Source organism: Haloterrigena gelatinilytica (assembly GCF_013342145.1).
Classification (GTDB): Archaea; Halobacteriota; Halobacteria; order Halobacteriales; family Natrialbaceae; genus Haloterrigena; species Haloterrigena gelatinilytica.
On sequence record NZ_JABUQZ010000001.1, the window covers coordinates 1,490,715 to 1,506,176 of the forward strand.

General features: G+C 68.1%; 15 protein-coding genes. 9 read left to right on the forward strand and 6 right to left on the reverse strand.

Features of this window, described 5'->3' with window-relative positions; genetic code table 11:
• The first annotated feature begins 20 nt into the window (after nt 1-20).
• From HTZ84_RS07560 to HTZ84_RS07570, 3 genes are all read left to right on the forward strand, one after another.
• The gene (locus HTZ84_RS07560; protein ID WP_174680109.1) at nt 21-467 is read left to right on the forward strand and encodes an SRPBCC family protein; all 447 of its coding nucleotides are present in this window, start codon (nt 21-23) and stop codon (nt 465-467) included.
• A complete protein-coding gene (locus HTZ84_RS07565; RefSeq protein ID WP_174680110.1) occupies nt 464-1,297 on the forward strand; it encodes a carbon-nitrogen family hydrolase in 834 nt (277 codons plus the stop codon). Before HTZ84_RS07560 ends, HTZ84_RS07565 begins: the two co-directional genes overlap by 4 nt.
• 658 nt (nt 1,298-1,955) lie before the next feature.
• Nucleotides 1,956-3,791 (forward strand): acetyl-CoA carboxylase biotin carboxylase subunit, encoded by a 1,836-nt coding sequence (locus tag HTZ84_RS07570; protein WP_174680111.1) that lies wholly within the window; start codon nt 1,956-1,958, stop codon nt 3,789-3,791.
• Nucleotides 3,792-4,462: 671 nt separating this feature from the next.
• Here the strand turns inward: HTZ84_RS07570 and HTZ84_RS07575 are convergent.
• Both HTZ84_RS07575 and HTZ84_RS07580 read right to left on the reverse strand, forming a co-directional pair.
• Nucleotides 4,463-4,954, reverse strand: a complete 492-nt coding sequence (locus HTZ84_RS07575) for a GNAT family N-acetyltransferase (protein WP_174680112.1) — start codon at nt 4,952-4,954, stop codon at nt 4,463-4,465.
• Nucleotides 4,955-5,065: 111 nt separating this feature from the next.
• Entirely contained in the window at nt 5,066-5,908 is an 843-nt protein-coding gene (locus HTZ84_RS07580; RefSeq protein ID WP_174680113.1) for a winged helix-turn-helix domain-containing protein, read from the reverse strand.
• 199 nt (nt 5,909-6,107) lie between these two features.
• Between HTZ84_RS07580 and HTZ84_RS07585 the strand changes: the two genes are divergently transcribed.
• Nucleotides 6,108-6,800: a class I SAM-dependent methyltransferase gene (locus tag HTZ84_RS07585; RefSeq protein WP_174680114.1), complete on the forward strand. Its 693-nt coding sequence runs from the start codon at nt 6,108-6,110 to the stop codon at nt 6,798-6,800.
• Between the two features lie 104 nt (nt 6,801-6,904).
• Here the strand turns inward: HTZ84_RS07585 and HTZ84_RS07590 are convergent, their stop codons facing one another.
• A complete protein-coding gene (locus HTZ84_RS07590; protein ID WP_174680115.1) occupies nt 6,905-8,053 on the reverse strand; it encodes a TIGR04053 family radical SAM/SPASM domain-containing protein in 1,149 nt (382 codons plus the stop codon).
• Between the two features lie 150 nt (nt 8,054-8,203).
• On the opposite strand from HTZ84_RS07590, the gene HTZ84_RS07595 reads away from it, so the two are divergent.
• From HTZ84_RS07595 to HTZ84_RS07605, 3 genes are all read left to right on the forward strand, one after another.
• Nucleotides 8,204-8,578 (forward strand): Htur_1727 family rSAM-partnered candidate RiPP, encoded by a 375-nt coding sequence (locus HTZ84_RS07595; RefSeq protein ID WP_174680116.1) that lies wholly within the window; start codon nt 8,204-8,206, stop codon nt 8,576-8,578.
• Entirely contained in the window at nt 8,575-9,792 is a 1,218-nt protein-coding gene (locus tag HTZ84_RS07600; RefSeq protein WP_174680117.1) for a TIGR04347 family pseudo-SAM/SPASM protein, read from the forward strand. Before HTZ84_RS07595 ends, HTZ84_RS07600 begins: the two co-directional genes overlap by 4 nt.
• A gap of 84 nt (nt 9,793-9,876) precedes the next feature.
• Nucleotides 9,877-11,100: a sensor histidine kinase gene (locus HTZ84_RS07605; protein WP_174680118.1), complete on the forward strand. Its 1,224-nt coding sequence runs from the start codon at nt 9,877-9,879 to the stop codon at nt 11,098-11,100.
• Between the two features lie 7 nt (nt 11,101-11,107).
• On the opposite strand, the gene HTZ84_RS07610 is transcribed toward HTZ84_RS07605, so the two are convergent.
• Nucleotides 11,108-11,422: a CGCGG family putative rSAM-modified RiPP protein gene (locus HTZ84_RS07610; protein WP_174680119.1), complete on the reverse strand. Its 315-nt coding sequence runs from the start codon at nt 11,420-11,422 to the stop codon at nt 11,108-11,110.
• Nucleotides 11,423-11,524: 102 nt separating this feature from the next.
• A complete protein-coding gene (locus HTZ84_RS07615) occupies nt 11,525-11,977 on the reverse strand; it encodes a MoaD/ThiS family protein (protein WP_174680120.1) in 453 nt (150 codons plus the stop codon).
• Nucleotides 11,978-12,065: 88 nt separating this feature from the next.
• On the opposite strand from HTZ84_RS07615, the gene HTZ84_RS07620 reads away from it, so the two are divergent.
• Nucleotides 12,066-13,448, forward strand: a complete 1,383-nt coding sequence (locus HTZ84_RS07620; protein WP_174680121.1) for a hypothetical protein — start codon at nt 12,066-12,068, stop codon at nt 13,446-13,448.
• Between the two features lie 39 nt (nt 13,449-13,487).
• On the opposite strand, the gene HTZ84_RS07625 is transcribed toward HTZ84_RS07620, so the two are convergent.
• Nucleotides 13,488-14,087 carry a hypothetical protein gene (locus HTZ84_RS07625; RefSeq protein ID WP_174680122.1) on the reverse strand — a complete coding sequence of 200 codons (600 nt, stop codon included), beginning with the start codon at nt 14,085-14,087 and terminating at the stop codon, nt 13,488-13,490.
• A gap of 101 nt (nt 14,088-14,188) precedes the next feature.
• Here HTZ84_RS07625 and HTZ84_RS07630 point away from each other — a divergent pair, with 101 nt between their 5' ends.
• Nucleotides 14,189-15,460 (forward strand): cation:proton antiporter, encoded by a 1,272-nt coding sequence (locus HTZ84_RS07630; protein ID WP_174680123.1) that lies wholly within the window; start codon nt 14,189-14,191, stop codon nt 15,458-15,460.
• The last annotated feature ends 2 nt before the right edge of the window (nt 15,461-15,462 follow it).

Below are 15,462 nucleotides of genomic sequence, written 5' to 3' on the forward strand. Positions count from 1 at the left end.
CGACTCTCCCACTTAGTGCCATGACTGTACGCGTCGACCGCTCGTTCGAACTCGCGGCCTCGCCCGAGCGCGTCTGGGAGTTCATCGCCGACCCGGAGAACCGCGCCCGGGCGATCAGCGTGGTCCAGCGCTACACCGTCGAGGACTCGGCGGCGCGGCGGGTCACCTGGCACGTCGAGCTCCCGATCCCGCTCGTCCGCAAAACGATCGCCGTCGAGACCGAGGACGTCACGCGCGAGCCGCCGTCGTACGTCAAGTTCGTCGGCAAATCGAAGGTGATGGACGTCACCGGCGAACACGAGGTCGTCGAGACCGACGACGGCACCCGCCTCGAGAACCACTTCGTCGTCGACGGCAAACTGCCGGGCGTCGAGAAGTTCTTCAAGCGCAATCTGGACGACGAACTCCGGAACCTCCAGCGGGCGCTCGAGCGCGACCTGCGGTCGTCCCCCTCCGAGGAACCATGACCGGGGCGACCGACGAGCGGCTGCGGCTCGCGCTCGCACAGCTCGAGGTCGAACCGACCGCGGTCGACGCGAACGTCGAGCGGGCGCTCGAGGCGATTTCCCGGGCCGCCGAGCGGGGCGCCGACCTCGTCGCGCTTCCGGAGCTGTTCAACGTGGGCTACTTCGCGTTCGACAGTTACAACCGTCTCGCCGAACCGCTCGAGGGAGAGACGCTCACGCGACTCCGCGAGGCGGCGGCCGACCACGGTATCGCCGTTCTGGCGGGGAGTATCGTCGAGGACCTCTCGGCCACCGGGATCGTCGACACCCCGGCCGAGGAGGGGCTCGCCAACACCGCGGCGCTGTTCGACGCCAGCGGCGAGTTGCAACTGGTCTACCGGAAACACCACCTCTTCGGCTACCAGTCGGCCGAGTCGGAACTGCTCGTTCCCGGCGAGCGAATCGAGACGGCGACCGTCGCCGGCGTCCCCGTCGGCGCGACGACCTGCTACGATCTGCGGTTTCCGGAACTGTACCGGCGGCTGATCGACGCCGGCGCGGAACTGGTCCTCGTCCCGAGCGCGTGGCCCTATCCGCGGATCGAACACTGGGAGACGCTTTCGCGCGCGCGAGCGATCGAAAATCAGGCCTTCGTCGCGGCGATCAACGGCTCGGGCCGGTTCCCCGACGAGGACGCGACGCTGCTCGGTCGTTCGACGGTCTACGACCCCTGGGGGACGACGCTGGCCTCGAGCGGCGACGATCCGACGCTGGTCGTCGCCGACCTCGACCTCGGCGCGGTCGATCGGGTTCGCGAGGAGTTCCCGGCGCTTCGGGACCGTCGTCTCTAGCCAACCTTTTGCGCTGTCGTTCGAGAGAGCGAAGCTCTCTCGTGACTGCGCGAATCTTCGATTCGCGAGGTCCGCGAGACCGGAGGTCTCGCTTGATGACGAGACGTCGAAGGTGTCTCGAACCACGTGCGGTCGCGAAGCGACCGCACTCGGCAAAACGGTCGATGAAAAGCCTCTTCCTTCCGTTCACTCGCTCGGTAGCGACGCTTCGCGTCGCGTCCTCGCTCGTTCACAGCAGTCGTCGGCCCGCTCGCTCACTGACTCGCGGCTTGCGCCGCTCGTCGTTTCGCGGCGCGTAGCGCCGCGCATCCGTTCGCTCACGGTGAGTAGCTCTTAGTCGCAGCGCTTTCGGCGATTCGCCGACCGCTGACTTTTTATTCCGTCGCGGCATTTGTCCGGATGCCGGTTTACGGCGCTTTTCACGTCACGACCGGCATTGCGCGTCGCTCCGGCCCGTCGCATGCTCGTTCCCGGGAACGAGCACCTCTCGCCCGCGTCCACATCTCCGCCTCTCCCTCGTCCACGTCCCTTTCGGTGATTCACTCCGCTCGAGAAGCCTCGCACTCGGCGCGACGACCGTCGTTTTCGCGGACTCTCGTCAATATACGACCCATTGCGAAAAAGTAACGTAGTGCGTTCGCATGTGGTTTACTCAGGAATGTTTCGGAAGGTTCTCGTGGCGAACCGCGGGGAGATCGCGGTTCGAGTGATGCGCGCGTGCGAGGAGTTGAACATCGGGACCGTCGCCGTCTACTCCGAGGCCGACAAGGACTCGGGACACGTCCGCTACGCCGACGAGGCGTACAACGTGGGGCCGGCCCGCGCGGCCGACTCGTATCTCGATCACGAGGCCGTCATCGAGGCCGCTCGGAAGGCCGACGCCGACGCCATCCACCCCGGCTACGGCTTCCTCGCGGAGAACGCCGAGTTCGCGAGCAAGGTCGAGGACGCCGAGGGGATCACCTGGATCGGCCCGTCCAGCGACGCCATGGAATCGCTGGGCGAGAAGACCAAGGCCCGCACGATCATGAGCGACGCCGACGTGCCGATCGTCCCCGGGACCACGGACCCCGTCACCGACCCCGAGGAGGTCAAGGCCTTCGGCGAGGAACACGGCTACCCGATCGCCATCAAGGCCGAGGGCGGCGGCGGCGGCCGCGGGATGAAGGTCGTCTGGGAGGAAAGCGAAGTCGAGGACCAACTCGAGAGCGCCAAGCGCGAGGGCGAGGCCTACTTCGACAACGACTCGGTCTACCTCGAGCGCTACCTCGAGCAACCCCGTCACATCGAGGTCCAGATTCTGGCCGACGAACACGGTAACGTCCGCCATCTCGGCGAGCGGGACTGTTCGCTCCAGCGCCGTCACCAGAAGGTCATCGAGGAGGGGCCGTCGGCTGCCCTCTCGGACGAACTCCGCGAGAAGATCGGCGAGGCCGCCCGCCGCGGCGTCGCCGCGGCCGACTACACCAACGCCGGCACCGTCGAGTTCCTCGTCGAGGAGGAGGACCGCGAGGCGGGCGAACTGCTCGGTCCCGACGCGAACTTCTACTTCCTCGAGGTCAACACGCGGATCCAGGTCGAGCACACGGTCACCGAGGAGATCACCGGCTACGACATCGTCAAGCGCCAGGTCCGGGTCGCCGCCGGCGAGGAGATCGACTTCGAGCAGGCCGACGTCGATATCGACGGCCACGCGATGGAGTTCCGGATCAACGCCGAGAACGCGGCCAACGACTTCGCGCCCGCGACCGGCGGACAGTTAGAGACCTACGACCCGCCGGGCGGGATCGGCGTCCGTCTGGACGACGCCCTCCGGCAGGGCGACGACCTCGTCACCGACTACGACTCGATGATCGCGAAACTGGTCGTCTGGGGCGAGGACCGCGACGAGTGTATCGAGCGCTCGCTGCGCGCGCTGCGGGAGTACGAGATCGAGGGGATCCCGACGATCATCCCGTTCCACCGGCTGATGCTCACCGACGAGGAGTTCGTTCAGAGCACCCACACCACGAAATACCTGGACGAGGAACTCGACGAGACCCGGATCGAGGAGGCCCAGGAACAGTGGGGCGGCGACACCGGCGACGGCGGCGCCGGCGACGACGAGGAGTCCGTCGAACGCGAGTTCACCGTCGAGGTCAACGGGAAGCGCTTCGAGGTCGAACTCGAGGAACACGGCGCGCCCGCCATTCCGGCCGGCGACGTCGACGTCGGCGGCGGTCAGGCCGAACGACCGCAACCCGGCGGGGGCTCCGGCGGCGGCGACGAACTCGAGGGTAGCGGCGAGACCGTCGACGCCGAGATGCAGGGCACCATCCTCGACGTCGAGGTCGAGGTCGGCGACGAGGTCGCCGCCGGCGACGTGCTGGTCGTCCTCGAGGCGATGAAGATGGAAAACGACATCGTCGCCTCCAAGGGCGGCACCGTCACCGAGATCGCCGTCGAGGAAGACCAGAGCGTCGATATGGGCGATACGCTGGTCGTCCTCGAGTAACGCGGCGGTACCGAGTCCCGGATATCGGCACGCGACCCGTATCGGTTTCCCCGACGGAGCACTTCGCCAGTCGCGTCGCGGGGCGGATTGCTCGCTTCTCAGTTCAGCGTCCTCGCCGATCGTCGAGACGGCGGTCGACCTCGGTGAACATATGCGGGTGAACGCTGAAGGGGCCACCATCGAAACGGCCGCTACACGCGGGTTCGGACGCGTCGATTCGACGCCCCGGCCGCGTGACACGATCAGCCGGCGATCGGTCGTCGGCGTGATCGGTCGACGATTGCGACGAACGGATCCGGGCGACGGTCGTTGTGTGCACGAATTTCGTGGTGGAAGTTCGGGCAGTCACCGTCGTTCCGGTGTCCGCCGTTCTGCGGTCGTCTCTTTCGTTGCGGTGCACTGAACCCGCCGGTGAGTCGTCGCTCAGTTGACCGCCGACCCGACGAGCGGCTACCCCTTTCTGGCCCGCTCCTGCAGGCCGTCTTTCAGGAGGGAGACGTTGGTGTCCCCGTCCGCCTCGAGCGCCGCGGCGCGATGACCGGACCGTCTTGGGACACGTATAGTAGGTCACGATCCACCTATCCGACGCGAGGCCCGCGAGTGGGTCTCCGGCTGCCGTGTCGTCGTCGTGGTCCCACGGCAGCGGACCGCCGTAGCCGCCGAGAAGACGGTTAGAGCTGGTCGCTTTCGAGCGATTTCCGGTACCGAACGACGACGTGTCCCGACTCCGCGTGGGTTTCCCGGGCCGTTTCCTCGTACCCGTTTCCCTCGTACAACCGTCGCGCAGCGGAGAGGCGTTCGTTCGTCCAGAGCATTGCCTCCCGAAACCCGTCCGCGCGGGCACGCGCTTCCAGTTCGGAAAGCAGCCGTGTGCCGTATCCCCGGCGCTGGTGGGCTGGGTCCACCCGGACGTGACGGAGCTGACAGGTACTGGCGTCGTCCCGCTGGAAGCCGCCGATCGCGACGACGGTGTCGTCGACGAGACCGACGAGAAACTCGCCACCTGCCTCGAGATAGTGGTCCCGAACGTGTCGCAGTGGGCGGTCGTTGGGAGCGTCGTCGACGAATTCGATCGGAGCCGCTCGCATCGCGCGCTCGTGGACGGTCCAGACGCGATCCGCGTCGTCGAGGTCGTACCGCCGGAGCGTGAGTTGTGCCGACATCGCGAGACACGAGGACGTTCGAGCGGGTAGCGGTTGTAGCCACCTCTCGGAACGGTTCCGAACGCTGGTGGGGTTTCGCGGATCGGACCGCGTCCAGTCCGGCAGACGGAATCACGCGTCGTCGCGGAAGCTCACCCGTTCGTCCGGCGTCCAGTCGGGGAGGTCGTCGAACGCCGACGGGGGATCTGCCCGCTCGCGGTAGTGCCGTATCACGTCCCGAGCCCAGGCGACCGCGGCGTCCGCGTCGGTATCCGCCATCAGTTCGATCGATCCGGTTTCGTCGTCGTAGGTCCGAACGACCACGTGTTCGTCTTCGTAGAGGACGAGCCCGAACGGTAGCGCCGGACAGATGCGGTACTGTATCGTCGCGTCGACGTCTGAGTGCTTCTTGTGTGCCTCTGGAAACTGAGAGAGGCGTTTCTCGACGATCGGTAGGGGCGCGATGTGTTCGGCTTCCTTCCCCTGCTCGAGTCCGATCTCGATCACCTGCTCGAGGTAGAGTTCCGGGACGTGCTGGTTCCCGTCGACGACGGTGAAGTACTCGGCCTGTCGGAAGATGTCGAACTCGCGATCGAGCGGGAGCGTGGGATCGTTCGGCTCCGGCCGGGTAATCCGGGCGTCGTGGAAGGCTTCGACGGCGAACGTCACGTCGGTCTCCGCGAAGGCAGTCACGAACGGCCCGTATTCGAACGTCGCTCGGACGTTTTTGGCGTAGTTGTCGACGGCTTCCTCGAGCAGTGTTCCCTTCGCGGTCAGTTCGTAGCCGTCGTCGGTCCGTTCGAGCAGTCCGTAGTTATCGAATGTCCGGACGATCCGGTGACACGTCGTCTTCGAGAGATCGAGTTCCGCCTGGATTTCGCGGCGATGGTGCGGGCCGTCCGCCAGCAGTGCTAACGCGTCGCGGCGTTCGACGGCCGTCCTCAGGATCTCCTCGTTGAACGCGCCTTCGGCCACGGTAGCCACTCTCTCGTGAGTAACGTAAATAGCTTCGTCGTGCCACCGGTTCAGGACTGTCCGGTATCGGACGGCACTGCCTGCGGCGACCGAACGGCCCGCGAGGCGCGCGGCGTTCCTCCCCGTGAAACGATTTCGGCATCGGGAACCGTTCCGATGAGTGACTACAACGGAATCCACCGCGTTCTCGACAGTAGGGATGACGACGAACGAATCCGCGCGACACGGCCACTCACACGCGATCGGTGATCACGACGGAATCGGCAACCGCTCGAAGTCGATACCGGAGATTCAGGACGCAGTCGCTGACCACGTAGACGAGATGGACGGGAGTTCCACAGTTAACCGGCTGCTGACCGCCCGCTACCGCCGTCGTCACTTCGCTCGAGCCGGCGGTCGCGTCCTCGATGTCGCCTGTGGCACCGGCACGAACGTCGAGTACCTGCCGGACGACGTGGCGTACGTCGGCGTCGACATCTGCCCCGAAATGCTGACCCGGGCGGCAGATCGCTTCGAGTACCTAACGCGAGGCGAATCGCTGTACGAGATGGACGCACAGGACCTCGCGTTCGACGACGACAGCTTCGACACCGTCGTCTCCTCGATGTCGACCTGCATGTTTCCGGACCCCGTCGCCGCGCTCGAGGAGATGGCACGCGTCTGCACGCCCGACGGGCGGATCCTGCTCCTCGAACACGGACGAAGCAGCGTCGGCCCGATTGCGCGGCTCCAGGACTGGCGCGCGGAACCGAGGTACGAGAAGACCGGCTGCCGGTGGAATCAAGAGCCGCTGGCGATCGTCTCACGATCGGAACTGACCGTCGAGGAGTCGAATACCGGTCTGCTCGGGATGGTGACGACGATCACTGCCCGTCCACCCGAACGAGACTAACCGGTGATCAGAGACCGCACTCGAGACCTCCGGGCGATTCACTGACAGCCTCGAGCCTCCGTTTCTCGGAACTCGTCGTCGAAGCGAGGGCCGTCCGAGCAGGATCAGTCGCTCGACGACGGCTGGCCGGGGGTCGTCTCCGGAGCCTCCCACGGGAGCGGACCGTCGTAGCCCTCGGGAACGTACGGGCAGAGCGGGTCGCTCGCCAGCGGATCGCCGGTCGTCGCGAACGCCCGCGAGCGACTCCCGCCGCAGACGTGGCGGTAGGGACAGGCCCCACACTTGCCCGAGAGGTTGTCGCGGTCGCGCAGCGCTCGGAAGAGATCCGACTCACGGTAGAGTTCGGTGACGGGCCGCTCGCGGACGTTCCCGGCCGACTCCGGCAGAAAGCCGGAGGGGAAGACCTCGCCGGTGTGGCTCACGAACGCGAAGCCGTCCCCGGCGACGATCCCGCCGCGACGCTCGAGTCCCTGCGAGGGCGGTCGACCGTCGTCGTCACCGCCGTCGCCGTTCTCGTCCGCTCGAGCGCGCTGGCGTTGCATCGAGACCCGCCGATAGTGGGGCGCTTCGGTCGTCTTGAGGCCGAACGGCTCTTCGTCGCTGACCTCGTCGAGCCAGGCCATCACGGCGTCGGCCTCGTCGGGATCGATCGGCTCTAAGATGCGGCCGCGGCCGACGGGGACGAGGAAGAAGACGCTCCACATCACGGCGCCGATCTCTCGCAGGAGGTCCCGAATTTCGGGGAGTTCGCCGACCGTCTGGCGACAGACCGTCGTGTTGACCTGAACCGGGAGCCCCGCCGCCTTGGCGTCCTCGACGGCGCGGACGGTCTCCTCGAAGCTGCCGGTCTCGCCGCGGAACTCGTCGTGGCTCTCGGGAGACGCGCCGTCGATGCTGACGGCCATCCGCTTGAGCCCGGCGTCGGCCATCGCCCGAATGCGGTCCGCGGTCAGCGAGCCGGTGCCGCTCGGCGTGATCGTCATCCGGAGTCCCAGGTCGTCGCCGTGGGCGATCAGCTCCTCGACGTCGTCGCGCACGAGGGGGTCGCCGCCCGAGAGGACGACCAGCTGGCCGTCGCCGAACTCGGCGGCGTCCTCGAGCAGGCGTTTCCCCTCGGCGGTCGAGAGCTCGTCGGGGTGGCGGTTCGGCCGGGCGTCGGCCCGACAGTGATCGCAGGCCAGCCCGCAGGCCTGGGTGAGTTCCCAGATGAGGACCATCGGTCGGTCGGACGTATCGAGCGTGCCGGGGCGCATTATCGGGAGTCGGCGCCAAACGGTCGAAAAGGTCGCCGGACTTCCCGGCCGGCGGGAACGACGACGAACGAGTTCGGGATCGCGGGCAGGTGTTCCCACGGCCTGGGAGTTTGAGAGACGGTTCTACGGCGCCCGTTCGTACGGGTCGGTATGGTCGAGAAAGCACGACGCGAACGGGTCGAGGCCGACGAACGGGGGAACCCGACGCCGCAGTGGGAAGTGTTCCTGCGCGAGGAGCCAGGTGATCCGCTGCGACACGTCGGCAGCGTCGCGGCCGGGAGCGAGAGCGAGGCCCACGAACACGCCTCGCGGCTGTTCGGCTGGTACGCCGTCGACGTCTGGCTCTGTCCGGCCGACGCGGTCGGGCGGTACTCGACGCGCGGCCTCGAGTCCGAGAGCGAACGATCCGACGACGCCGGTGACGGGACCGATTCCGACGGTGATGGAGACGACGACAGCGACGGCGACGGAGAACCCCGCGTCTACAAGGAAACCGCCGGCGCCTCCGAGGTGAACAGCCTGTGATCTCGATCAGCAAGCTCCTCTGCGACCTCGACGCCGAGGGCGACGGGCTGCGCTACGACGCGGCCGACGGCTCCTCGAAGCCCCAGATCACCGAGGAGAAACAGCGCCGGCCGGTCGTCGTCTGGAACGCCACGCGGCGGTGCAACCTCTACTGTTCGCACTGTTACGCCGGCGCCGACCTCGAGGCCGCCCCCGGCGAGTTCTCGACGAGCGAAGCGAAGACTTTCCTCGAGCAGTTGGCCGACTTCGGGGCACCCGTGATCCTCTTCTCGGGGGGCGAACCGCTCGTCCGGGACGACCTGATCGAACTGGTCGATTACGCCGCGGAGCTCGGCCTGCGGCCGGTGCTCTCCTCGAACGGGACCCTCCTGACGCGGGAGAAGGCCGAGGCGCTCGACGAAGCGGGGCTGCAGTACGCCGGCATCTCCGTCGACGGCCTGCCCCAGCGCAACGACGAGTTCCGCGGCGAGGACGGCGCGTTCGAGGCCGCCGTCCGCGGCATCGAGCACTGTCTCGACGTCGGCCTCAAGACGGGCCTGCGGTACACGATCACCGAGGCCAACGCGCCGGACCTCGAGGGCGTGGTGGACCTGCTGGTCGAGAAGGGACTCGATCGGTTCTGTTTCTACCACCTCGACTACGGCGGTCGCGGCGCCGAAATCGTCGACGCCGACCTCTCCCCGCAGGAGAAACGCGCGGCCATCGAGCGGGTCGCCGACCTCACGCTCGAGTACCACGACCGCGGCGAGGAGATCGAGACCCTGCTCGTGGGCAACTACGCCGACGCCGCCTTCCTCGTGGAGTACGCCCGCGAGGAGTTCGGCGAGGCGAAGGCGCGGGCGGTCTACGACTACCTCGAGCGAAACGGCGGCGATCCGACGGGCGAGCGGATCGCGGACGTCGACTACGCGGGCAACGTCCACCCGACGCAGTTCTGGCAGGGCTACAGCCTCGGCAACGTCCGCGACCGGCCGTTCGGCGAGATCTGGGAGGACGAGTCGAACCCGCTGCTGTCGGCGCTGCGCGAGCGCGAGGACCGGCTCACCGGGAAGTGCGCGGACTGTCGATACAAGTCGATCTGCCGCGGCGCGTCGCGGTTGCGCGCGCTCGCGACGACCGGCGATCCGTTCGCGCCGGATCCGCAGTGTTACCTCCGGGACGAGGAGATCCGCGGCGAGCACCCGGGATCGGTCGCGGGCGGCGCCGCGGACTGAACGGAAACGGCGATACTCCCCGTTTCGCGACGTTCAGCCCCGCTATCCGCACCGTTGATGGTACCGGATCGCCTACCGTCCACGATGATTCGTTGGCACCGCGTAATTACCGTAGCCGGGCTCGTCCTCGTCGTCGTCGCACTCGCCACCGCGGCCGCGACGCTCGCCGACGGCGGGACCGCTCTCGAGGCGGTTCTCGACGTCTTTCTGATCAGCGCCCCGGGGCTGGTGTTGCTGTCCGTCGGCGTCTGGCTGCCGGGTACCGATATCGATCCCGATCTCCATCCGCGGATCGCCGCGTGGATCGTCGGCGGGATCGCGGTGATGGTCGGTCTGATCGCGTTGCGCGCGCTCGACCCCGCCGTCGACGTGACGTTCACCGTCAGCACGCAGACGGCGTCGGTCGCGACCGGGTCGATCGCCGGGCTGGCCGTCGGCGTCCACGAAGCCCGCGCGATCACCCACTCCCGAACGCTCGAGCGACAGAACGAGGAACTCACGGAGAAACACGCCGTCGAGCGGCGCAACGACGACCTGGAGGCGACCAAGGCGCAACTCGAGCGCGCCAACGCCCGGCTCGAGGCCTCGAACGAACGCCTCGAGGAGTTCGCTTACGCGGCCAGCCACGACCTCCAGGAGCCGTTACGGATGATCTCGAGCTATCTGCAGTTGCTCGAGCGCCGGTACGCGGACGCCTTGGACGAGGACGGCCGGGAGTTCATCGACTTCGCGGTCGACGGCGCCGACCGCATGCGCCGGATGATCGACGGCCTGCTCGAGTACTCGCGGGTCGAGACGCAGGGGGACCCGTTCGAGCCGGTCGATCTGGACGCGGTCCTCGACGACGTGCTCACCGACCTCCAGCTTCGGATCGAAGAGACCGACGCCGCGATCGCTCGCGAGCCGCTCCCGACGGTGACCGGCGACGCCGGCCAACTGCGCCAGGTGCTCCAGAATCTGCTGTCGAACGCGCTGGAGTACAGCGGCGACGAGCCGCCGCGCGTGGCCGTATCGGCTGCGGAGACCGGTTCCGAGTGGGTGATCGCGGTCCGCGACGAGGGGATCGGCATCGACCCCGCGGACGCCGACCGGATCTTCGCGCTCTTCCAGCGGCTCCACTCCGTCGAGGAGAGCGCCGGATCGGGGATCGGACTGGCGGTGTGCAAACGTATCGTCGAACGTCACGGCGGGGAGATCCGCGTCGACGCCGAACCCGGCGAGGGCGCGACGTTTTCCGTCGCGATTCCGCAATCGCGGGCCGAGAAATCGATCGCCGACGATCGGTCCGCCCGGTCGCCGTCGACGTGATCGGGACTCAGTCGCCGACGTGCACTCGAGTCACGTGACCGCCGCAGCCACAGCGGTCGACGTATTCGATCTCGAGGTCGATCCCCTCGAACGCGGCCTCGAGTTCGTCCCAGAGGTAGTTCTCGGGCCGGCCGTGGTCACCGTGGGTGACGAGGTTGACGTGGGTACCCGCGGCGGTCGCCTCGACCGCGTCTTTGGCCTGCGAGACGACGAGGTCGCGGTCCGCCGCGTGGCGGGGCTTCTCGAGGTTCGCCGACCACGAGACGTCGTGTTCGCGGCGGGTGACGGGCTCGACGTCGGGGTCCGCACTACCGTCGCTCATACGCGTTCGTCGGACTCGAGCGGACGTGAGGGTTGAGACGAACCCGTTCGGTCTGCGATCGTCAGCGGCCGTCGGTTCCGGTGCGACCGGACGCGGGCCCGCTCAGCAGCAGAACATGAACGGGTATATCAGCGCGACCCGGTCCCCGTCCTCGAGTTCCGTCTCGAACCCCTCGAAGTGCTCGTTGAACCGGCCGTTGATGCAGACGCGGGCGAACGGCCGGGTCTGGTCGCCTTCCGGATTCTTGCGCCACGTGCCGGGCAGGTCGTCGGGAACCGGCGCCCAGCCGCTGTGGGTCGCGTCCGCTTCGGTCTCCGCGATCAGCAGCTCCTCGACGTCGTAGTCGTCGAAGAAGGCCTCGAGGAAGTCCCGGAGACGCGTCCCCGCGAAGGCGTACTCGAGTTCGTGGGCGCCGACGGCGTCGCGGACGTGGCCGGTACAGCGCACGGTGACGGTCGTCTGTGGGCGCGTCTCCGTCGACTCTTCCCGCGCCGTTCGACGCTCTCGGCTCTCGCCTGCGGCCGTCTCGATCGCCTCGGTGGTTTCGGCGGTCATACGCGATCGTACGACCGGAACGAGCAACTCTCCTCATGCGAACGTGTTCGGGTTCAACGGGACGGCGGTGGAGCGCCTACCGACGGATATGAACCGGATTCCGGGCGGTCTCCGAACCGACCAGCAGCCCCCGATGGCGATTCCCCTCGGGCACTTCGTCCTCGGACTCGCCTTCCTCGTCGTGGGGATCGGCGCGGAGCTCGCGACGGCGGTCACGACGCTGCCGGGACTCGCGAGCCTCGCGCACGTCCACGTCCTCCTGATCGGCTGGATCGCGATCACCATCATGGGCGCGATGACCCAGTTCGTCCCGGTCTGGTCCGGCGTGTCGCTTCACTCGAGACGGCTCGCGGTCGTCCAACTCGCGCTCGTCGCCGTCGGACTGGTCGGGTTCGGCGCGGCGCTGCTGGCCGGCGCGCTGTCCGCCCTCCCCATCGCCGGCGCGGCGCTGCTGGTGGGGATCTGGACGTTCGTCTACAACGTCGGCCGGACGCTGTGGCGGGCCCGTCCGCTCGATTTCACGGAGCGACACTTCGCGGTCGCGCTCGGCGCCTTCGCGCTCGTCGTCCCGCTCGGCTTCCTGCTGGCCGTCGACTTCACGACGCCGGTCTTCGACGCGACCGCGCTGACGCGGGGGGACGTCCTGCTCGTCCACGCGACGCTGGCGCTGTTCGGCGCCATCACGGCGACGGTCGTCGGCGCGCTCGCCCAGCTCGTCACGATGTTCACTCAGGCCGACCGCACCCCGATCGACGAGCGGCTGCTCGGTCTCGAGCAACTGACCTTCCCGGCCGGCGTGGTCCTCTTCGCCGCCGGACGCGGGCTCGAGTCGCTCCCGCTGGCTCGCGTCGGCGCCGTCGCCGCGCTCCTCGGGCTCGCGGCGTTTACCGTCGTCGTCGCCCGCCAACTTCTGGGGGCGACGGTCGACCGCTCGCCGATGATCGACCGCTACTGGGTCGTCGTCGCGTCGCTGTGGGCCTGGCTGGCCCTGACCGCGCCGGCGTGGTGGCTCGCGCCCCTCGAGTACGGCACGCTGTTCGGCCACCCCGACGGCGGCGCCGTGCTGGTCGTCGGCGTCTTCGCCTTCGTCGTCGTCGGCTCGCTGTACCACATCGTCCCCTTCATCATCTGGCACGAGCGCTACAGCGACCGGCTCGGCTTCGAGCAGGTGCCGATGATCGACGACCTCTACGACGGCCGCCTCGAGCGCGCGGACTTCGGGCTGACCGCGGTCGGCTTCCTCGGGATCGCCGCCGCTCCGCTGTTCGATCTCTCCGAGGCGGTCGCGACCGCCGGAACCGCGCTCGCGGCGCTCGGGCTCTGCCTGTTCGTGGCGAACGTGCTCCTGACGATTCACCGCCACGGACCGAACGGCCTCGCGGGCGTCCTGACGGGCGTCCGCGAATCGACGGGCGGCGCCGGAACCGGCGGCGATCCCGAGCCCGACGTCGATCCCGCGCCGGAGCGATGACCGTTCCGGGCGTCGGACCGCCGCGACGCCGGACGAGACCTATTCCTCGGGGTCGACCTCGACCTCGGGTTCGTACCGCTGTGACTCGATCGTGCCCGCGACGTGTTCGCCGTACTCGGCGGCCGTCAGCTCGCCGTGGTTGTATTCGACGGCCCACGGCGTCTCGACCGTCGCCGAGCCGTACGACGCCGGCGCGTCGTCGAGGATCGTCGCCCCCAGCGCCGCGGCCTCGTACCCGCCGTCGATCAGCGCGGCGTAGCCGCCCGCGAGCAGCCCGACGTCGTGGAGGTTTCCCTCGTCGGCGCGATCCGTGTTGACGTACTCGAGCGTCAGCACGTCCCGTTCGCGCTCGATCGATTCGATCGCCATATCGTACTCGCCGAGCGTCGAGACGAGTTCGTCGGGACCGGCGATATCCGCCTCGGCGAGTTCGTGAATCCGCTCCTCGACGATCTCGACCCGCTCGCGGACGGGGAGATCGGGTACCTGTTCTGACACCGGCCACTTCGTGTTCTGCGGGAACTCGGTCCCCATCTCCTCGATACAACCGGCGAGGCCGACGGTCGCGGCGACCGCGCTCGCCTGCAACAGCCGTCGTCGGCTCGTCCGGTCCGTCGATTCCGACGCTGACCGCTTCATACGTGTACCCTCGTCGCCTCGCGGCAAAGGGATTCGTTCGGCAAACGCCGGCATCGGGCTAAAGGACCGATTTCTCGTAGGCACGCCTACGATCGACCCAGATGGCACTCGAGCTGTACAACGTCGGCCTCGTCGTCGTCGGGATCGCGCTGTTCGGTATCGCCGTTCTCCCCAGGTTCGTCTCCGACCGAGCGATCTCGATGCCGATCTTCTTCGTCGGCTTCGGGATGCTCGCCTTCGGACTGCCGATCGGGCTCCCGCCGCCGGATCCCCTGGAGCAGGGAACGACGACGGAACACCTCGCGGAACTCGGCGTCATCATCGCCCTGATGGGCGTCGGGCTGAAGATCGACAGACCGCCGGGATTGCGCGCGTGGGCGTCGACGTGGCGGCTGCTCGTCGTGACGATGCCGCTGTCGATCGCCGGCGCGGCGCTGCTTGGCTGGTGGCTCGGCCTCGTGATCCCCACCGCCGTCCTGCTGGGCGCGTGCATCGCCCCCACCGACCCGGTGCTGGCCTCGGAGGTCCAGGTCGGCGGTCCGGGGATGGGCAGCGAGGCGGAGGACGAGGAGGAAGCGGCCGGGATGGAAGACGAGGTCCGATTCGCGCTCACCTCGGAGGCCGGGCTGAACGACGGGCTGGCCTTCCCGTTTACGAACCTGGCGATCGCGTTCGCGCTCGTCGGCCTCGCGCCCGGCAACTGGGTCGGCGAGTGGCTCCTGATCGACGTCGGCTATCGGATCGTCGTCGGCGCGATCGTCGGCGTCGTCCTCGGCTACCTGACCGCGCGGCTCGTCTTCGCGACGGAGCCCGACACCCCCGTCGCGGAGTCGGTGCAGGGACTCGAGGCCGTCGCCGGCACCCTGCTGGTCTACGGGGCGACGGAACTCCTCGGCGGCTACGGCTTCATCGCGGTCTTCGTCGCGGCGCTGATGGTCCGCCACTACGAGCGCACCCACGACTACAACCGCTCGCTCCACGAGGTCAGCGAGTTCGCCGAACAGGTGATGATGGGGCTGATCATGCTCTTCTTCGGCGGCGCCATCGTCGGCGGCCTCCTGGAACCGCTGACGCTCGAGGGGCTCGCCGCGGCGGTCGCGATCGTCTTTCTGGTCCGGCCGCTGGCGGGCATCGTCGGATTCCTCGGCTTCGACCGCGATATCGCCGAGCGGGCGACGATCGCCGCCTTCGGCGTCCGCGGGATCGGCTCGTTCTACTACCTCGCACACGGCCTCAACGAGGCCGCGTTCCCCGACGCAGACGTCCTGTGGGCCGTCGTCGGGGCCGTCGTCCTCATCTCCATCGTCGTCCACGGGATCACCGCGACGCCCGCGGTCCGCTGGCTCGAGAAACGGGCCGAAGCCCGCGAGTGAGC